The sequence below is a fragment of the Serratia bockelmannii genome (genome assembly GCF_051803255.1).
Lineage (GTDB): Bacteria > Pseudomonadota > Gammaproteobacteria > Enterobacterales > Enterobacteriaceae > Serratia > Serratia bockelmannii.
In genome coordinates this window covers 1940178-1959446 of the sequence record NZ_CP196512.1, presented here as the reverse complement: position 1 = coordinate 1959446, position 19269 = coordinate 1940178, and the positions used below count along the sequence as shown (strand labels likewise).

21 protein-coding genes are annotated in these 19269 nt (G+C 57.5%); 10 read left to right on the top strand and 11 right to left on the bottom strand.

Annotated features, from left to right (window positions below; all coding sequences use genetic code 11):
• Positions 1-4: 4 nt before the first annotated feature.
• The 8 genes from fabF to yceD form a co-directional block, all read right to left on the bottom strand.
• The gene (gene fabF, locus ACSJLU_RS09395; RefSeq protein WP_025302412.1) at positions 5-1246 is read right to left on the bottom strand and encodes a beta-ketoacyl-ACP synthase II; all 1242 of its coding nucleotides are present in this window, start codon (positions 1244-1246) and stop codon (positions 5-7) included.
• Between the two features lie 82 nt (positions 1247-1328).
• Positions 1329-1565 (bottom strand): acyl carrier protein, encoded by a 237-nt coding sequence (gene acpP / locus ACSJLU_RS09390; RefSeq protein ID WP_004719003.1) that lies wholly within the window; start codon positions 1563-1565, stop codon positions 1329-1331.
• Between the two features lie 154 nt (positions 1566-1719).
• Positions 1720-2454, bottom strand: coding sequence for a 3-oxoacyl-ACP reductase FabG (gene fabG, locus ACSJLU_RS09385; protein ID WP_016928193.1), 735 nt, complete (start codon positions 2452-2454; stop codon positions 1720-1722).
• Between the two features lie 11 nt (positions 2455-2465).
• Positions 2466-3395, bottom strand: coding sequence for an ACP S-malonyltransferase (fabD, locus tag ACSJLU_RS09380; RefSeq protein ID WP_049208450.1), 930 nt, complete (start codon positions 3393-3395; stop codon positions 2466-2468).
• A gap of 18 nt (positions 3396-3413) precedes the next feature.
• On the bottom strand, positions 3414-4367 hold the full coding sequence (locus tag ACSJLU_RS09375) for a beta-ketoacyl-ACP synthase III (RefSeq protein ID WP_025302411.1): 954 nt from the start codon (positions 4365-4367) through the stop codon (positions 3414-3416).
• Between the two features lie 6 nt (positions 4368-4373).
• On the bottom strand, positions 4374-5408 hold the full coding sequence (plsX, locus tag ACSJLU_RS09370; RefSeq protein WP_025302410.1) for a phosphate acyltransferase PlsX: 1035 nt from the start codon (positions 5406-5408) through the stop codon (positions 4374-4376).
• Between the two features lie 11 nt (positions 5409-5419).
• Positions 5420-5587 (bottom strand): 50S ribosomal protein L32, encoded by a 168-nt coding sequence (gene rpmF, locus ACSJLU_RS09365; RefSeq protein ID WP_004927778.1) that lies wholly within the window; start codon positions 5585-5587, stop codon positions 5420-5422.
• 16 nt (positions 5588-5603) lie between these two features.
• Positions 5604-6125: a 23S rRNA accumulation protein YceD gene (gene yceD / locus ACSJLU_RS09360; RefSeq protein WP_004927780.1), complete on the bottom strand. Its 522-nt coding sequence runs from the start codon at positions 6123-6125 to the stop codon at positions 5604-5606.
• A 141-nt stretch (positions 6126-6266) separates the two neighbouring features.
• Here yceD and ACSJLU_RS09355 point away from each other — a divergent pair, with 141 nt between their 5' ends.
• A complete protein-coding gene (locus tag ACSJLU_RS09355) occupies positions 6267-6848 on the top strand; it encodes a Maf family protein (protein ID WP_062826731.1) in 582 nt (193 codons plus the stop codon).
• 6 nt (positions 6849-6854) lie between these two features.
• Here the strand turns inward: ACSJLU_RS09355 and rluC are convergent, their stop codons facing one another.
• Positions 6855-7814: a 23S rRNA pseudouridine(955/2504/2580) synthase RluC gene (gene rluC, locus ACSJLU_RS09350; protein WP_025302408.1), complete on the bottom strand. Its 960-nt coding sequence runs from the start codon at positions 7812-7814 to the stop codon at positions 6855-6857.
• Between the two features lie 552 nt (positions 7815-8366).
• Here rluC and rne point away from each other — a divergent pair.
• Complete coding sequence (gene rne, locus ACSJLU_RS09345) at positions 8367-11780, top strand: ribonuclease E (RefSeq protein WP_380825436.1); 3414 nt, start codon at positions 8367-8369, stop codon at positions 11778-11780.
• Positions 11781-11840: 60 nt separating this feature from the next.
• Here rne and ACSJLU_RS09340 read toward each other — a convergent pair whose 3' ends face one another.
• Entirely contained in the window at positions 11841-12128 is a 288-nt protein-coding gene (locus ACSJLU_RS09340) for a putative quinol monooxygenase (protein WP_025302406.1), read from the bottom strand.
• 213 nt (positions 12129-12341) lie between these two features.
• Here ACSJLU_RS09340 and pyrC point away from each other — a divergent pair, with 213 nt between their 5' ends.
• From pyrC to ACSJLU_RS09300, 8 genes are all read left to right on the top strand, one after another.
• A complete protein-coding gene (pyrC, locus tag ACSJLU_RS09335; RefSeq protein ID WP_380825438.1) occupies positions 12342-13388 on the top strand; it encodes a dihydroorotase in 1047 nt (348 codons plus the stop codon).
• Between the two features lie 75 nt (positions 13389-13463).
• Positions 13464-13703, top strand: coding sequence for a DNA damage-inducible protein I (dinI, locus tag ACSJLU_RS09330; RefSeq protein ID WP_043141722.1), 240 nt, complete (start codon positions 13464-13466; stop codon positions 13701-13703).
• Between the two features lie 130 nt (positions 13704-13833).
• Positions 13834-14112 carry a hypothetical protein gene (locus tag ACSJLU_RS09325; RefSeq protein ID WP_004927809.1) on the top strand — a complete coding sequence of 93 codons (279 nt, stop codon included), beginning with the start codon at positions 13834-13836 and terminating at the stop codon, positions 14110-14112.
• A 201-nt stretch (positions 14113-14313) separates the two neighbouring features.
• On the top strand, positions 14314-14568 hold the full coding sequence (bssS, locus tag ACSJLU_RS09320) for a biofilm formation regulator BssS (protein ID WP_004927812.1): 255 nt from the start codon (positions 14314-14316) through the stop codon (positions 14566-14568).
• 140 nt (positions 14569-14708) lie between these two features.
• Positions 14709-15824, top strand: a complete 1116-nt coding sequence (solA, locus tag ACSJLU_RS09315) for an N-methyl-L-tryptophan oxidase (protein ID WP_308369530.1) — start codon at positions 14709-14711, stop codon at positions 15822-15824.
• 216 nt (positions 15825-16040) lie between these two features.
• Positions 16041-16667, top strand: a complete 627-nt coding sequence (locus ACSJLU_RS09310; RefSeq protein WP_025302402.1) for a LuxR C-terminal-related transcriptional regulator — start codon at positions 16041-16043, stop codon at positions 16665-16667.
• A gap of 122 nt (positions 16668-16789) precedes the next feature.
• Positions 16790-16906, top strand: a complete 117-nt coding sequence (locus ACSJLU_RS09305) for a DUF2770 family protein (protein WP_004927822.1) — start codon at positions 16790-16792, stop codon at positions 16904-16906.
• Positions 16907-16981: 75 nt separating this feature from the next.
• The gene (locus tag ACSJLU_RS09300) at positions 16982-17914 is read left to right on the top strand and encodes a zinc-dependent alcohol dehydrogenase family protein (RefSeq protein ID WP_380825443.1); all 933 of its coding nucleotides are present in this window, start codon (positions 16982-16984) and stop codon (positions 17912-17914) included.
• On the opposite strand, the gene ACSJLU_RS09295 is transcribed toward ACSJLU_RS09300, so the two are convergent.
• The gene (locus ACSJLU_RS09295; protein ID WP_049205122.1) at positions 17862-18920 is read right to left on the bottom strand and encodes an AI-2E family transporter; all 1059 of its coding nucleotides are present in this window, start codon (positions 18918-18920) and stop codon (positions 17862-17864) included. The genes ACSJLU_RS09300 and ACSJLU_RS09295 overlap by 53 nt on opposite strands.
• Between the last annotated feature and the right edge of the window lie 349 nt (positions 18921-19269).

The window sequence follows — 19269 nt, the reverse complement described above, 5'->3', positions numbered from 1 at the left end:
CGAGTTACACTCGGCGGAAGATCAGCGAGCCATTGGTGCCGCCGAAGCCGAAGGAGTTGCACAGGGTGAACTCCATATCGCTGACCTGGCGCGCTTCGTGAGGCACGAAGTCCAGATCGCAACCTTCATCCGGGTTATCCAGGTTGATGGTTGGCGGTACCGCCTGATCGCGCAGCGCCAGCACGGTGAAGATAGACTCGATCGCGCCCGCCGCACCCAACAGGTGGCCGGTCATCGATTTGGTCGAGCTCACCAGCACGCGCTGGGCATCAGCGCCGAAGACGGATTTCACCGCCTGCGCTTCCGCCTGGTCGCCCGCCGGCGTAGACGTGCCGTGTGCGTTGATGTAACCGATTTGTGACGGGGTCACACCGGCATCAAGCAAGGCATTTTCCATCGCCAGCGCAGCGCCTGCGCCGTTTTCCGGTGGTGACGTCATGTGATAAGCGTCGCTGCTCATCCCAAAGCCAACCACTTCGGCATAGATTTTCGCGCCGCGTTTTTTCGCGTGTTCGTACTCTTCCAGCACCATCATGCCGGCGCCATCGCCCAGCACGAAGCCGTCGCGGTCTTTATCCCACGGACGGCTCGCCGCCTGCGGGTTGTCATTACGGGTGGACAGGGCGCGCGCTGCGCCAAAGCCGCCGACGCCCAATGGGGTGCTGGCTTTCTCTGCCCCACCGGCCAGCATCACGTCAGCATCATTGTAAGCAATGATACGCGCTGCATGGCCGATGTTGTGCACACCTGAAGTACAGGCGGTGGCGATGGAAATGCTTGGGCCACGCATGCCGTACATGATTGTCAGGTGGCCTGCAATCATATTCACGATGGTGGAGGGCACGAAGAACGGACTGATTTTCCGTGGGCCACCGTTAACCAGTGAACTGTGGTTTTCTTCGATCAAACCCAGGCCGCCGATGCCGGAACCGATCGCGGCTCCAATACGGCTGGCGTTAGCCTCGGTGATGTCCAGACCTGCATCCTGCATGGCTTGCATGCCGGCAGCGATACCGTACTGGATAAAGGCATCCATCTTGCGCGCATCTTTGCGGGAGATGAAATCCTCAGAATTAAAATTCTTTACCAGGCCAGCAAACTTGGTCGCATAGGCAGTGGTATCGAAATGGTCGATCAGGCTGATGCCACTCTGACCGGCAAGAAGAGCGTTCCACGTGGACTCTACCGTATTGCCGACAGGAGACAACATGCCCAGTCCGGTCACAACTACTCGACGCTTAGACACGTTTGTCCTCCAGGGAGGGAAAAATATGACACTAGGGATAGAAAAAACTTAGGCGGTCGAACGACCGCCTAGATATGTTCTCTTACTGCTGGCTGGCGTTGATGAAATCAATAGCTGCCTGAACAGTAGTGATCTTCTCAGCTTCTTCGTCTGGAATCTCGGTGTCGAATTCTTCTTCCAGTGCCATTACCAGCTCAACGGTGTCAAGAGAATCAGCGCCCAGATCTTCAACGAAAGAAGCGTTGTTCAAAACTTCTTCCTGTTTAACACCCAGTTGCTCAACAATGATTTTCTTAACGCGTTCTTCGATAGTGCTCATACTCTTAAATTTCCTATCAAAACTCGCTTTCGCGATGGTTTTCGTAGTGTATAAAATGCTGAAAAAGATGCAACTAAATCCCGGCTGGTCAAACCACGATTTTACGCTATTTTGCGGTTTTTGCCTCAAATAACGCAAATGGTTTTCACATTTTTTAAATCATGTACATGCCGCCATTGACATGTAACGTTTCACCGGTGATGTAGCCGGCCTCATCAGAGGCCAAAAATGCAACAGCGCTGGCGATTTCTTTAGCATCGCCCAGCCGGTTGGCTGGAACTGATGACAAAATGCCTGCGCGTTGATCATCTGTCAACGCCCGTGTCATGTCCGTCTCAATAAAGCCAGGTGCCACGACGTTGACCGTAATGCCACGTGAAGCAACTTCACGTGCCAAAGATTTGCTAAAACCAATCAGGCCGGCTTTAGCCGCCGCGTAGTTCGCCTGCCCTGCGTTCCCCATGGTGCCGACGACGGAACCGATGGTGATGATACGGCCAAACCGCTTTTTCATCATAGCGCGCATTACCGCTTTTGACAGGCGGAATACGGAAGTCAGGTTGGTGTCGAGGATATCCTCCCACTCGTCATCCTTCATACGCATCAGCAGGTTATCACGCGTAATGCCGGCATTATTCACTAAAATGTCGATTTCGCCAAATTCGGCGCGAATCGATGCCAGCACGCTGTCGATAGATTGCGCATCAACAACGTTCAACATAAACCCTTTGCCGTTTGCGCCCAGGTAGCTGCTGATCGCTTCAGCGCCGCTCTCGCTGGTCGCGGTACCGATCACTTTGGCGCCGCGTGCCACAAACGTTTCTGCAATAGCTCGGCCAATACCGCGGCTTGCGCCGGTGACCAGAACGATTTTACCTTCGAAGCTCATCATTTTCCTCTTTATTGTTCAAGCGCCGCCGACAGGCTGGCGGTGTCGTTCACCGCCGCAGCCGTCAGGGTGTCAACAATACGTTTAGTCAGACCGGTCAGCACTTTGCCCGGCCCCACTTCCAGCAGCGACGTCACTCCCTGTGCTGCGATAAACTCTACGCTTTCGGTCCAACGCACCGGGCTGTACAGCTGACGCACCAGCGCGCTGCGGATCGCTTCCGGATCGTTTTCGGTGCGCACGTCGACGTTGTTCACCACCGGCACCTGCGGCGCGTTGAAGGTGATGTCCTGCAGCGCCACGGCCAGCTTGTCGGCGGCCGGCTTCATCAGCGCACAGTGCGAAGGCACGCTCACCGGCAGCGGCAGCGCACGTTTGGCGCCGGCAGCTTTACAGGCGGCGCCTGCGCGTTCAACCGCTTCTTTGTTGCCGGCGATGACCACCTGGCCCGGCGAGTTGAAGTTGACCGGAGAAACCACCTGCCCCTGCGCAGACTCTTCGCACGCCTTGGCAATCGCGTCGTTATCCAGACCGATGATGGCGTACATCGCGCCGGTACCTTCCGGCACTGCTTCCTGCATCAGCTTGCCGCGCAGCTCGACCAGACGGATCGCCGCCTTGAAGTCCAGCACGCCGGCGCAGACCAGCGCCGAGTATTCGCCCAGGCTGTGACCCGCCATCAGCGCAGGCGCTTTACCGCCCTGCTGCTGCCAAACGCGGAAAATCGCCACCGAGGCAGCCAGCAGAGCCGGTTGGGTCTGCCAGGTTTTGTTCAGTTCTTCCACCGGGCCTTGCTGCACCAGCTGCCATAGGTCGTAACCCAGGGCGGAAGAAGCCTCGCCAAAGGTTTCTTCGACGATCGGGAACTGTGCGGCCAACTCGGCCAGCATGCCAACGGTCTGCGACCCCTGGCCCGGGAAAACAAAAGCAAATTGCGTCATTTTTTCTTCCTGTCCAAATCAGAAACGAACCAGCGCCGAGCCCCAGGTAAAGCCGCCGCCAAAGGCTTCCAGCAGCACCAGTTGGCCACGCTGAATTCGCCCGTCACGCACCGCTTCGTCCAGTGCGGAAGGCACCGAGGCGGCAGACGTGTTGCCGTGACGATCGAGCGTCACCACCACTTTGTCCATCCCCATGCCCAGCTTTTTCGCCGTTGCGCTGATGATGCGCAGGTTGGCCTGGTGCGGCACCAGCCAATCCAGCTCGCTGCGGTCCATGTTGTTGGCCTGCAGCGTCTCGTCGACGATGCGCGCCAGTTCGGTAACCGCAACCTTGAAGACTTCGTTGCCCGCCATGGTGACATAGGCCGGCTTGTCTTGATTCTGACGATCCTTGTACGGCAGCGTCAGCAGGTTGCCGTAGCTGCCGTCGGCATGCAGATGGGTAGACAGAATGCCCGGCGCTTCAGACGCCCCCAGCACCACCGCACCCGCACCATCGCCAAACAGAATGATGGTGCCGCGATCTTCAGGATCCAGCGTGCGCGACAAGACGTCCGCGCCGATAACCAGCGCATGTTTGACCGCGCCGTTTTTCACGTACTGATCGGCCACGCTGAGCGCATAAGTAAAGCCGGCGCAGGCCGCAGCCAGATCGAACGCCGCGCAGTCTTTGATGCCCAGCATTTGCTGCACCAGGCACGCCGCGCTCGGGAATGCGTGAGTCGTGGTGGTGGTCGCCACGACGATAAGCCCAATGTCTTCTTTAGCCACACCTGCCATTTCCAGCGCTTTCTCAGCGGCCTGGAAGCTCATCGTCGCGACGGTTTCATCCGCAGCGGCGATGCGACGTTCGCGGATACCGGTACGCGTGACGATCCATTCGTCAGAGGTATCCACCATTTTTTCCAAATCAGCATTGGTGCGCACTTGTACGGGCAAATAACTCCCCGTACCGAGAATCTTTGTATACATGTACGATCAGTCACTCTTAGGTAATACAGCCTCAAGGCGCGCAGCAATCCTTTCCGGGACTTGCCGCTGCACCGCCTGCACAGCCTGTTCGATTGCGACTGCAAACGCGTGAGGGTTCGCAGCGCCGTGGCTCTTGACTACGGTGCTGCGCAATCCTAACAGACATGCGCCATTATACTGGTCGGGGTTCAGGTGGCCGAACCGCTTAACCACCCGTTTTTGCAACCAACGGCCCAACAATTTCAGCCACCACGCTTGCTTGTTTCCGTCGCCGGACGATTTCAGCAGCGATAAGAATACCCTAACCACCCCTTCCATGGTTTTCAGGGTGACGTTGCCCACGAAGCCATCGCAGACCAACACGTCGGTCTTGCCGGTGAGCAGTTCGTTTCCTTCCAGGTAACCAATATAGTTGATTGCCGGAGTATTTTTTAGCACAGCGGCCGCTTCGCGGATATTATCCAGGCCTTTGGTCTCTTCTTCGCCAATATTCAGCAGCGCCACCCGCGGTTGCGCAATGCCGATCACCTCTTCCGCCATCACCGCGCCCATCACGGCAAACTGCACCAGCATGGTGCTGTCGCACTCGACGTTGGCGCCCAGATCCAGCACCACGGTTTTACTGCGTTGCTGATTCGGGATCGCCGTCATCAGCGCCGGGCGCTCAATGCCGTCCAGCGGCTTGACCAACAGCTTCGCCAACCCCATCAGCGCACCGGTATTGCCGGCGCTGACGCAGCCCTGCGCATTGCCGCTGCTGAGCTGTTCGAGCGCAATGCGCATCGACGTGCCGCGGCTGGCGCGTATCGCTTGTGAAGGTTTGGCGTCGCCGGCGATCACAGACTCGGCGGGCACGACTTGCAGACGCTCCAGAAGAACCGGATCGGCGTGGGCAAGCAAAGGGGAGATGACGTCGGGATTGCCGACCAGCAGGAGATGAAGCTGTAAATTAGAGGCCAGTGCCTGCAACGAAGCAGGCACTGTGACGCAGGGACCGAAGTCCCCGCCCATTGCATCTAACGCCAGGGTTAGACGAGTCAAGGTATCGCTACTTAGCCGATAACCTTGCGACCGCGGTAGAAACCGTCGGCAGTGATGTGGTGACGACGGTGAGTTTCACCGGATACTTTGTCTACAGACAGAGTAGTCGTGGTCAGAGCATCGTGCGAACGACGCATGCCACGCTTGGAACGGGTTGGTTTATTCTGTTGTACGGCCATGGACCTTACTCCTCAATTACTTACGCTTTAAACTGGCTAATACGGCAAACGGATTCGGTTTCTCCGCCTCGGGAGGCAGTTGGCCAAATACCATGTCCGCTTCGGACACTTCACAGTGTTCAGATTCATGTACCGGAACGACAGGCAGTGAAAGAATAATTTCGTCTTCAATCATTGCCAACAGATCGACTTCGCCAAACTCGTCAACTTCGATCGGTTCGTACGCTTCCGGTAATGCCTCAGCCTGCTCATCATTGACGACCGGGCTAAAACAATATGTTGTGTGAACCTGATGTTCGAACGGGACTCCACAGCGTTGGCACATCAACGTTACCGTGACGTCCGCATGCCCTGTTATCACCGCGAGGCGCTGATTGTCGATATTAAACGACAACGACACCTCAACATCACTGTCCACACTGACCACGGAGTCGGCAACACGAGTAACCTGCTCAGGCGCATAGACACCAGCATAGTCCAGGCGTTTCTGAGCGGTACGTACCGCATCAATGGTCAAGGGTAATTTTACCTTTTGCATAGGGCGCGCATATTAACTTTGTAACGACATAGAGTCAAAGAAAAAGGCCGTAAAACGGCTCCTTTCACCAATATTCGCTTCCACAGCGGCCGACAGTTTAAAATGCCGTACCCATTTACGCTACGGTTTGCGAAAAAAATTATGCAGAGATTGCTTTTAGCCTCCACCTCCCCCTATCGAAAAATGCTGCTGGAGAAGCTGCAACTGCCGTTCGACTGCGCCGCGCCGCAGGTGGATGAAACCCCACTGCCGGGTGAAAGCGCCGAAGCGTTGGTGCTGCGCCTGGCGACAGCGAAGGCTCAGGCGCTGGCCCTCGCCTACCCCGAGCATCTGATCATCGGTTCCGATCAGGTCTGCGTGATCGATGGCAGCATCACCGGCAAGCCCCATACCGAGGTGAACGCCCGGGCGCAGCTGCGCCAGGCCAGCGGCCAGGCCGTGACCTTCTATACCGGCCTGGCGCTGTACAACAGCCGCAGCAAGCAGCTGCAGGCCCTGTGCGAGCCTTTCCACGTGCATTTTCGCGCGCTGAGCGAGGCGGAGATCGCCGCCTATGTGCGTCTAGAGCAACCGCTGAACTGCGCGGGCAGTTTCAAGAGCGAGGGATTGGGGATCGCGTTGTTCGACAGGCTGGAAGGCCGGGATCCGAACGCCCTGATCGGCCTGCCGTTGATCGCGCTGTTGGAGATGTTGCGGGCTGAAGGCATCAACCCGCTGGTCTGACGCGGATTATTTGGCGGCCTGCCGGCGCAGCACTTGCAGGCAGTGACGCAGTTCTTCATCCATCGGCGCTTCGATGCGCATCGTTTCGCCGGTGGACGGATGCTCGAAGCGCAGCGCCGCGGCGTGCAGGAACAGTCGCTTCAGGCCGGTACCCGCCAGTTGGCGATCGAACTCGCGGTCGCCATAGCGATCGTCAAAGGCGATCGGGTGCCCGGCATGCAGCGTGTGCACGCGGATCTGGTGAGTTCGCCCGGTGATCGGGCTGGCCTTCACCAAGGTGGCAAATTCGTAACGCTCTTCCACCTTGAAGCGGGTTTCCGAGGGCTTGCCTTCGCTGTTGACACGCACGATACGTTCGCCGCTTTGCAGAATATTTTTCAACAGCGGCGCCTGTACGGCCTTGCAGTGGGACTGCCATTGGCCGCGCACCAGCGCCAGATAATCTTTCTGCATGCCTTTCAGGCGCAGTTGCTCATGCAGCGAACGCAGCGCGGAACGTTTTTTGGCGACCAACAACACGCCGGAGGTGTCGCGATCCAGACGATGCACCAGCTCCAGGAAGCGGGCTTCCGGGCGCAGCGCGCGCAGCCCTTCAATCACGCCGAAGCTCAGGCCGCTGCCACCGTGCACCGCGGTGCCGGAAGGTTTGTTAAGGATCAACAGATGATCGTCTTCATACAGGATGCAGTCTGCCAATGCGGCCACTTTATCCAGCTTCGCCGACACCGGCGCCTCTTCGCGCTCGGCTACGCGCACCGGTGGTACGCGCACCACGTCGCCGGCCGCCAATTTGTATTCGACCTTGATGCGCCCTTTATTAACCCGCACCTCGCCTTTACGCACGATGCGATAAATCATGCTCTTCGGCACGCCTTTCAGGCGAGCGAGCAGAAAGTTGTCGATTCTCTGACCGGCTTCGTCGTCGGAAATCGTGATGAATTGTACTGCTGGATTGTTCGTTTTCATGGTGCGGGATTCTAAATAGAGCGCGTGAATAGCGCCACATCTTTTTCTGTGCTTAACTGTCTCTCTGACGGCGGGCGAAACCCCAGCGGACAATAAGGCAGCAAGCCGATTTGAACGTTTGCGATTTCTTCCGCAGTTAAGGAAAAGTCACCTTGCTATAACGGCATCAGCAGTGGAATAATGCAGTCACTTTCCGCGTTGATTCTCGTTAAACAGGGAAAACGGTGGAATTATAAAATTTGTCTGATTGCGCAAAAACGCAGCAATGGCGTAAGACGTAATGCGAAATCAAACAATTAGCGGGCTGCGGGTTGCAGCTTGGCCGGCAAATGGAATCAGATCTGTCGACGTAAATCAGAGGCTATTCCCCTAGTAAAAGTGCTGTCTTTCACAAAGAAAAGCAGGCTTACCGAGATAATGCGCCCCTATGCAGGCGACAACCGTGAGGTTGACGGCTTTGCGAGAAGACACGGGGCTTTCGGTTTAACTCCGGCCATGAGGTTATTTTGCCCGCAGCTTTGTCGATAATGTAAAAATAACGAGTAAGTTAAGATGAAAAGAATGTTGATTAACGCAACTCAGCAGGAAGAGTTGCGTGTTGCCCTCGTAGATGGACAGCGGCTGTATGATTTGGATATCGAAAGTCCGGGTCATGAGCAGAAAAAAGCGAATATTTACAAAGGCAAAATCACCCGCATTGAACCAAGTCTTGAAGCAGCGTTCGTGGACTACGGCGCAGAACGACATGGTTTCCTCCCTCTTAAAGAAATCGCCCGCGAATACTTCCCTAGCAATTACTCTTCCCATGGCCGCCCGAACATCAAAGATGTGCTGCGCGAAGGCCAGGAAGTCATCGTTCAGGTAGACAAAGAAGAACGTGGCAACAAAGGCGCCGCCTTGACCACCTTCATCAGCCTGGCGGGCAGCTATCTGGTGCTGATGCCGAACAACCCGCGCGCCGGCGGTATTTCTCGCCGCATCGAGGGTGACGATCGTACCGAGCTGAAAGAAGCACTCTCTTCGCTGCAACTGCCAGACGGCATGGGCCTGATCGTTCGCACCGCGGGCGTAGGCAAATCCGCCGACGCGCTGCAGTGGGATCTCTCCTTCCGTCTGAAGCACTGGGAAGCGATTAAAAAAGCCGCCGAAGGCCGCCCTGCACCGTTCCTGATCCACCAGGAAAGCAACGTTATCGTGCGTGCCTTCCGCGATTATCTGCGCCCGGACATCGGCGAAATCCTGATCGACAACCCGAAAATTCTCGATCTGGCCAAAGAGCACATCGCTGCGCTGGGCCGCCCGGATTTCAGCAGCAAAATCAAACTGTACAGCGGTGAAATTCCTCTGTTCAGCCACTATCAGATCGAATCGCAGATCGAATCCGCCTTCCAGCGCGAAGTGCGCCTGCCGTCCGGCGGCTCGATCGTCATCGACAGCACCGAAGCGCTGACCGCCATCGACATCAACTCCGCACGCGCAACCCGCGGCGGCGACATCGAAGAGACGGCGTTCAACACCAACCTGGAAGCGGCGGACGAGATCGCTCGCCAGCTGCGCCTGCGCGACCTCGGCGGCCTGATCGTCATCGACTTCATCGACATGACGCCGGTACGCCACCAGCGCGAAGTGGAAAACCGCTTGCGCGACGCCGTGCGTCAAGACCGCGCGCGCATCCAAATCGGCCGCATCTCCCGCTTCGGCCTGCTGGAAATGTCACGCCAGCGCCTCAGCCCGTCGCTGGGTGAGTCCAGCCACCACGTGTGCCCACGCTGTAACGGCACCGGTACCATCCGAGACAACGAATCGCTGGCGCTGTCCATCCTGCGCCTGATCGAAGAAGAAGCGCTGAAGGAAAACACCAAAGAAGTTCACGCTATCGTGCCGGTTCAGGTCGCTTCGTACCTGCTGAACGAAAAGCGCGAATCCGTCAGCGCGATCGAAAAACGTCAGGGTGGCGTGAAAGCCGTCATCGTGCCGAACGATGAAATGCAAACCCCGCACTACTCGGTGCTGCGCGTGCGCAAGGGCGAGGAAACCTCTACCCTCAGCTACCTGCTGCCGAAACTGCACGAAGAAGACATGGAGCGTCCGCTGGAAGATGCGCCGATGGAACGCAAGCGTCCGGAGCAACCGGCCCTGGCTTCCTTCTCCCTGTCCGCCGATGTGCCGCCGCCGGCTGAAGAACCCGTCGCCGTTGCCAAACCTGTCGCTGCAGCCGCCAAGACTAAAGCCGCAGCGCCGGCCGCCGCTAAACCGGGCTTCCTGGGCCGCCTGTTCGGTGGTCTGAAGAACTTGTTCGCCGGTGAAGAACAACCTGCCGTCGAAGAAGCCAAACCGGCCGAAACGCCGAAGGCGGAAGGCAACGGTGAGAACCGTCGTCAGGATCGTCGCGGTCAGCGCCGTCAAGGCACCGGCCGTAAAGAGCGCGGTGAGCGTAGCGACCGTGGCGATCGCCCGGAACGCGGCGAGCGTAAAGAGCGCGGTGAAGGCCGTGACAATCGCGAGCGCGATAACCGTGAACCGCGTGAGAACCGTGAAGGCCGTGAATCGCGTGAATCCCGCGATGAACAGCGCCGTAACCGCCGCAACCAGCAGCAGAACACGCCGGTAGCGGAGGAAACCGCTTCGGAAGAAGGTGCTAAAGCGCCGCGCGAAGATCAGCAGCAACGCCGTGAGCAGCGTGCTGAACGCCAGCGTCGTCGTCAGGAAGAGAAACGTCAGGCTCAGCAGGAAGTGAAAGCGCTGGAAAGCGTTGACGCAGTCGAGAGTACCGACGAAGAGCAGGAAGAGCGCCAGCAGCAGAACATGCAGCGCCGTCAGCGCCGCCCTCTGTCGCAGAAAGTGCGTATCCTGTCTGCGGAAGAAGAGCTGCAGCGTGCAGCGGAAGAGCTGTTGGCGCCGAAAGCGCCGGTAGCGAAAGCCGAAGACGCGCAGCCGACCGCCGACGATAGCGTCAAGCTGTTGCCGGAAACCGTTGCCGCACAGCAGGAAGACGATGCCCAGGGCGAAAGCCGCGGCAACGGCGAAGGCATGCCGCGTCGTTCCCGTCGTTCACCGCGTCACCTGCGCGTCAGCGGCCAGCGTCGCCGTCGTTACCGCGATGAGCGTTACCCGCTGCAATCCCCAATGCCGTTGGCGGGCGCGTTCGCTTCGCCGGAAATGGCATCAGGCAAAGTATGGGTAAGCTACCCGGTCGCTCAGGTTGAAGAAGCCGAAGTGCAAACCGAAGCCGTAGAGCAGGCGCCGGTTGTCACCGCAGCGGTTGAACAGCACAGCGTTACCGTGGAAGACACTCAGACCGCGGCCAGCGTCAACGGACCGGCACCCGAAGCCGCCGTTGAAACTGCTAGCGTTACCGTAACGGAAGAAGCTGCAGTCGTAGCACCGGTTGTAGCCACTCCGGCCGAGGAAATCCCGGCGCCGGTGGAAACCGCCCCAGCAGCTGTTGCAGTTGAACAGCCGAAAGTGGAAGAGACTGCCCCTGCAGTGGAAGCCGAGCCGGTAGCTGAAACCGTAGCTGTAGAGCCAGTGGTTGAACCTGCGCCAACGGAAGACGAGCCTGTGGTCGAAGTTGTACCGGTGGTAGAAGCCACGCCAGCGGAAGAAACGCCAGTGGTAGAAGCCACGCCAGCGGAAGAAACGCCAGTGGTAGAAGCCGCACCTGCGGCAACCTCCGTGGAAGCTGCTCCGGTCGAAAAAGCCCCAGCGCCAATCGCCGCAGAACCTGCACCTGCAGTTGCGCAGCAGCCGGCGCCGGTGAAAGCCGTGCAGGACGCGCTGTACAAACACATCGCCACTGCGCCGATGACTAAAGCGCCTGCGCCAGCCTACGTGCCGGAAGAACGCAAGCACAGCAACTGGCAGCGCCCTTCCTTCAACTTTGAAGGCAAAGGTTCAGCCGGTGGTCACTCGGCAGTGAGCCAGGCCACCGCGCCTGCCACAAAGCCGCAGCCGGTTAACGAATAAGTTAATCTGCAACCCTAAAAAAACCCGCCATCGGCGGGTTTTTTCTTGCCTGTAAAAAGCTCAGGCGATCTTTTTCAGTTTCTTGATGTCCAGAACATCCAACTTGCCGTCAAGTCGACTGACGAACTGCTGAAAATGCGCCGTCTCATTATGCTTATCCAGCGCTTCGCTGCTGGCCCAACGCTCAAAGAACACGAAGGTGCCCGGCTTTTCCAGATCGCGATGCAAATCATATTGCAGGTTGCCCAGCTCCTGGCGGCTCGGCTCGAGAATGTCGTGCACCGCTTCACTGACTGCGGCCTCAAATCCCGCTTTCGCTTGCAGGGTGGCGATAACGCGTACTTCCATTGTTTTCTCCCTTTCCACTTGATGAAAGTCGACGGTATTGGCGTCGGCATCGTTGAAATCCTTGTCACTATGCGCCTGCTGCGCCGTTGATTTCAACTTGTCGCCAACAAACAGATGCATCTGCGGCACTTTCCGCTTATCCTTACACCCCGGCGTGAATAAACCCATTATTCGCTTTTCATTAGACGTATTTGACCGCCGGAGCCTAGCTAGATGACCGCACAACCTCAAGTTCTGAAAATCCGCCGCCCAGACGACTGGCATATCCACCTGCGTGACGATGAGATGCTGAAAACGGTGGTGCCCTATACCAGCCAGGTATTTGGCCGGGCGATCGTGATGCCGAACCTGGTTCCGCCCGTGACGACCGTGGCCGCCGCACGCGCCTACCACGATCGGATTCTGGCGGCGGTGCCGCAGGGTCACAACTTCACTCCGCTGATGACCTGTTACCTGACCAACTCTCTGGCGGCCAGTGAACTGGTCAGCGGTTTCGAGCAAGGGGTGTTTACCGCCGCCAAGCTGTATCCGGCCAACGCCACCACCAACTCCAGCCACGGCGTCAGCGACGTGACCGGCATTTACCCACTGTTCGAGCAAATGCAAAAAATCGGCATGCCGCTGCTGATCCACGGTGAAGTGACCGATCCTGCCGTCGATATTTTCGACCGCGAGGCGCGCTTTATCGAACAGGTGATGGAGCCTATCCGCCGTCACTTCCCGGAGCTGAAAATCGTCTTCGAGCACATCACCACCAAAGAAGCGGCACAGTACGTGCAGGCAGGCAACCGTTTCCTCGGCGCCACCATCACGCCGCAACACCTGATGTTCAACCGCAACCACATGCTGGTCGGCGGCATTCGCCCACACCTGTTCTGCCTACCGATCCTCAAGCGCAACGTCCATCAGGAAGCGCTGCGTCAGGCGGTTGCCAGCGGCTCGGACCGTTTCTTCCTCGGCACCGACTCCGCGCCGCACCTCAAGCATCGCAAAGAGTCCAGCTGCGGCTGTGCCGGCTGCTTCAATGCGCCGAATGCCATCCCGGCTTACGCAGCGGTCTTCGAACAGCTCGGCGCACTGGAGCACTTCGAGGCTTTCTGCTCGCTCAACGGCCCACGCTTCTATGGCCTGCCGCTCAACGAAGACTTCATCGAACTGCAGCGCGTGCCAACCACCCAACCGGAAGAGATTACCCTCGGCAATGAATCCGTGATCCCCTTCCTGGCGGGTGAAACCCTGAACTGGTCGCTGAAAGACTGATATTTTTGCATCGCCCTCTTGCCCTCGCACTCGGTTAACTGTATAAATAAACAGTAAATCGCTTCGGGGGCAATTATGCGTGTTGAAGTCACTCTAGATAAAACCCGGCCGCTACCGTCGGGCGCCATTGAGGCGCTGACCGGTGAACTGGGCAAACGGGTCAATCGCCAGTTTCCAGACGCCGTCGTTCATGTACGTTATGCCGGCGCCAACGGGCTCTCCGTGCTGGGGGGCGCCAAAACCGATCGGGATCTGATCGAGGAAATCCTTCAGGAAACCTGGGAAAGCGCGGACGAATGGTTTAGCGCAGAATAACACTGCAATGCTGTTTTTGCCGGGGGTCGCTCTCCGGCTTTTTTGTTTCTGGCGCCCTGCCCATTCATCGCTTACCCTTACTCTGAAACAAAATCTGCCTCAGCGCTGTATTTAACGCAAAGGAGTAAGCATGGCCCCGGACAAGGTGAAATCCGAAGACGCAATGACGTTTGGCGAACTGCTGGCGCTGATTGCCGATCAGAAAAGGCGCTTGAACGTACTGGAAGTAGCTTTCTCTTATCTGGCCTTCAGCCTGGATGACAAAGCCAACCAACGGCTGATCCACAGCCTGAAGCTGGAATCGCACAGCCAGAATCGTGATGCCGAAACGCAAAAGCATTTCGCCCATTTGGCCGAAGAGCTGGAAAAATGTCTGCATGGTGCATCGCCACCTGCCGACGCGGAATAACGCGCTGCGCTTGACTCGTCCACTGCTGCACCTGCAAATTTGTAGAATAATTGTTCAAATAAATATTTATTTTGCAAATTTCGGTGACAACCCCCTCCACCGATGAAAGCGGATGCGTATACTGTAATTGCTCTCATGATGATGAGCCGCATTGATCCTCGTTAGTCACTCACGGTAGTTACTACTCAATAAGGGGTCTTTATGGACAGAAATGATGAAGTAATTCAGACGCACCCGCTTGTCGGTTGGGATATCAGTACTGTCGACGTTTACGACGCCATGATGATACGCCTTCATTACCTGTCTTCACTAGACCAAACGCCCGAAGAAGCCCAAGTAGACCGAACGCTTTGGCTGACTACAGATGTCGCCCGTCAATTAATCAATATCTTAGAAGCCGGCATCGCCAAGATTGAAGCTACGGATTACCAGGATCTTGATCGCAGAAAACATTGATTTATCGTCTCCTAACCTCTAAGGCGCCGCGACCATTCCCGGCGCCTTTTTCTTTGCCTTTCATCGTTCAATCAGTGCATTGCGCTCGCCAACCTTTTATCATGGGGCGATAAGAAATCGCTATCAGAGAGGGTGGGTACGTGGAATATGATTTGATTGTGGTGGGCAGCGGTTCCGTCGGCGCAGCGGCAGGCTATTACGCCACGCGGGCCGGCTTGAAAGTGCTGATGATCGACAGCGCCATTCCTCCGCACCGCAACGGCAGCCATCACGGCGATACCCGCATCATCCGTCACGCTTACGGCGAAGGCGAAAAGTACGTGCCGCTGGTGCTACGCGCCCAGGCGCTGTGGAATGCGCTGATTCAACAATCCGGCGAGGAACTGTTTCAGTCGTGCGGCGTCCTCAATTTGGGGCCGCAGCACTCCGACTTCATTCGCAATGCTCAGCAGAGCGCGCAAACATTCCGTCTGAATGCGCAAACCCTCAGCGCCGAACAGATCGCTCAACGCTGGCCGGAATTCCGGGCCCCGGAAGGTTATGTCGGCGTGTTCGAGCCCGACGCCGGCTTCCTGCATGCTGAGCTGGCGATAGCCACTCTGATCAAGCTAGCAAAAGAAGCCGGCTGCAGCCAGTTGTTCAACTGCCCGGTCAGCGCGGTGGAGCCTATCGAGGGCGGCGTTGAGGTCATCACCGGCGAAGGGCGTTTCACGGCGCGAAAAGCGGTGATCACCGCCGGTACCTGGGTCAACGCGCTGTTGCCGCAGTTACCCGTCGCGCCACTGCGCAAAGTCTTCTCCTGGCATCAGGCAGATGGCCGCTACAGCGTGAACAATCGTTTCCCGGCCTTTACCGTCGAAGCGCAAGACGGCACGCACTATTACGGTTTCCCGGCGGATAACGACGGCCTGAAAGTAGGCAAGCACGACGGCGGCCAGCCGATGGATGCCCCCGAGCAGCGCAAACCCTTCGGCAGCTACGCCAGCGACGGCACGGAAGTTTTCTCCTTCCTGCGGCAATTTTTACCGGGTGTAGGCGTATGTTTACACGGCGAAGCCTGCAGTTATGATATGAGCCCCGACGAAGACTTTATTATCGATACGCTGCCGGATTGCGATCGCCTGATGGTTATCAGCGGATTGAGCGGCCACGGCTTCAAGTTCGCCAGCGCGTTGGGTGAGATTGCCGCGCTGTTCGCGCAGGACAAAGCGCCGCCGGTCGACGTCTCCAGCTTTGGTTTGAAACGATTTAGCTAAGCGAAGGATTTCTCTGTCCAGGTTGCCGTCGTGCCCTGGACAGCAAAATTTAGCGGTTACAATTTATTAACCTGCTAACTCTTTTAAATACCAAGTAAAAATCCTGATAACGGAAATTTCTTATATTCAGCATTTGAATTTCCGAATTGAACACTTGCAGTGTAAGTCCTATTTTACAGAAGATATGCTCCATCGGCTTTCAACAAGGACGTCACCATGAAACTACTTGTCGTGGACGAATGCTGCTTCACCCGGGTCGGTATAGCCAGCTACTTTGCTGATAGTGGGATTACGACGATCAAGTGCTGCCACAGCATTGAATACGCTACGCCGCTGTTGGCCAGCTTTCAGCCGAGCCACATTCTGGTGAACCTCAGCAACCAGTGCCGTTATAACGAAGCAGACGCGCAGCTGCTGGCGTTTATGGAAGCCAGCCAGTCTGCCTTGCTGTTTATCTATCTCGATACGCCTTACCCTTACAGCGAAACGCCAATGCGCATCGCCGATAACGCCTTTCTGTTCAATAAAAGCATTCTGCCACTCACTTTACGCACGCTGCGCGAAAATCCGCTGGCGCTGGCCGATGACGGCGAAGAGCGTTCCTTGTTCAGTCCGCAGGAACTGACGGTGATGAAATATTGGATGGCGGAGATGCCCAACTACCGCATCGCGAAAAAGCTGCAAATCAGCTCGCATACGGTGTACGTGCACAAGCGTCACATCACGGAGAAGATCAACGCGCGCAACCGGCTGGAGTTCTACTCGCTGTATAACGTGCTGCGCTATTTCTACCCGCCGAGCACGCCAACAAATTCGACGCCGCTGGCGCTGCTGGCCGTGTAACCTCAAGCCTGCGATAACGCAGGCTTTTTTATCGCCTCTCTTCCCGCACTCACGCGCGGCGCGCTGTAAAAGACGCCGAGAAAAGGACTATAATCAAAGGTCCCTTTCTTCAGGCAGCTGAAATGTTAAACCGAATACTGGCGGCTATCGTCAACAACGTGCGTGAGCACCTGGTGCTGTACCTGTGTCTGTGGCTAGTGCTGCTGGCGTTGGATGTCTATTTCTTCTTCGTCATGTAATCCATGCCGCCGTTATTTCCCCGATTGAGCTTCAACCGCTTCGGTGATCCTGCCCAGGTGCTGGAATTGCAGCAGATGAGCAGACCGCTGCTGCGCCCCGGACAGCGGTTATTGCAGATGCGCTATGCCCCGATCAACCCTTCCGATCTGATCCCGATCCACGGCCAATACGCGCACCGCATCGCCCTTCCTCAGGTGCCGGGATATGAAGGCGTGGGCGTCGTCGTCAACCCGCAGAATGGGCATTCAACGGGCCGCCGCGCGCTGGCGGTAGCGGGTAACGGCAGTTGGCAAACGTTCGTCACGCTGCCTGAAGATCGGGTGATCTGGGTGCCGGACGACATCGACGACGCCTGCGCAGCGCAAATCTATATCAACCCGCTCACCTGCTGGGTGCTGTTGACGCAATGGCTGCCGCTCAACGCCGGCGACTTACTGCTGCTCAACGGCGGCGGTTCCGCCGTTAGCCTGCTGTTGGCGCAGATGACGGCGCTGCGCGGCATTCGTCTGGCGGTCGTGGTGCGCAACACCGCTCATCGCCAGGCGTTACTGGCCGCCGGCGCCTGGCGCGTTATCGAAGCGTCGCAGCTGGTGGAAATGACGAATTTTGGCGCCCGTGCGGCCATCGACTGCATCGGCGGCGAAGACGGATTGCAGTTGGCGCGGGCGGTCCGCACCGGCGGCGATTTTGTGGCGCTGGGCCTGCTTAGCGGCCGCCAGGTAGACTGGCGGCACGTGGTGGACGAGTTAAAGCTGCGGGCTTCGCTGTTCCACTTGCGCAAATGGAACGCACAGGCGGCACCGGCGCAATGGCAGACGGCGTTTTATCAGTTATTCCAGCTGTTGCGACGCGGCCAGCTGGCGCTGCGCCCACCCGCCGCGATTTATCCTTTGCCTCACTACGCAGCGGCGCTGCACCACGCCGCCCAGCCCGGCGTGAATGGCAAAATATTCCTCACTCCGGCGCCGCTGGAGGCTGGCGCGGCGGGCGACCGTCCCCCAGGATAACCGCCAGCCGATAGCCGTCTTCGGTGGTCTCCAGCGCGATGCGCGCCACGATCGTCAGCGGCACCGACAGCAGCATGCCCACCGGGCCGAGCAGCCAGCCCCAGAAGATCAGCGACAGGAACACCACCAGCGTCGACAGCCCCAGCCCGCGCCCCATCACGCGCGGCTCGAGGATATTGCCGATCACCATGTTGACAGCGATAAAGCCACCCGCCACCACCAGCGCATCACCCAATCCGTTGAACAACAGCGCCTGAATCAGCGGCGGAATGGCGGCCAATACCGAGCCAATGTTGGGAATGTAGTTAAGCAGAAACGCCAGCAGCCCCCAGATAAAGGCAAAACGCACGCCGACCGCCGCCAGGAAGATCCAGACGATCACCCCAGTGGCCAGGCTGATGATGGTTTTAATCACCAGATAACGTGTCACGCCGTCCAGCGCCCGCCGCACCGCGGCGAGCCCCTCGTTCGGCTTATCCAGCGCCTGCTGCAGCTTATACGGCAGCAGCTGCACTTCGAACAGCATAAACACCACGGTCATCAGCAGCAGGAAGACGTTGGTCATGGCGCCAGACAGGTGCCCCAGCATGCGGGTGACCAGATTCATCGCCGCGCTGGGATCGACATACTGCAGCATCGCTTCGCTGGAGAGACTGATATTGAAGCGATCGGCGTAATGCTGCAGCTCGCGCAGCTTCTCGATCATCATGCCGCGGTACTGGGGCAGCGAGCGGGCGAACTCGTTCAGCGAAGCACCCAGCATGCCGATAAACAGCATCACGACCACGATCACCGCCGTCACCAGCAGCGTCACCCCGACGATACGCGGCACTCGTCGGCGTTCCAGCATCGCCACCAGCGGGTTCAGCACCATGGCGAGGAACACCGCCAGCAAAAACGGCACCACGATGTCGGCGGCGGCTTTCACCCCGGCCAAAATGATCACCAACATCGCCAGCAGGACGGCCAGACGCAGGCTACTGTCGGTCACACGGGTTCGGCCCATGACGTTTCCTTGTTATTTCACTGGGTTAACCGGCCACCAAGAGCCGACTCTTGGCGCTAATGGTAGCAAAGTCCACCGTCACGCCGCAGAGGATTTCGCCTAACCGTTCGAAAAAATTAATCTTTCCGCCCTGCTCTTTGCCGCAAGAAATAGGCATAACGTTTGCCAACAAATAATTCCACCGAGCAACTCATGGACGATTTACGTAAAATGACAAAAGCTGACATTAATAGATAATAAGCCTAATTTTCAACAACTAGCACAACCGCCCCATGAGGGAAATAATATCATCTTCAACGATTTATCTGATGAAGCCCGAACATCTCAAACAAATTCACTGACTAATATT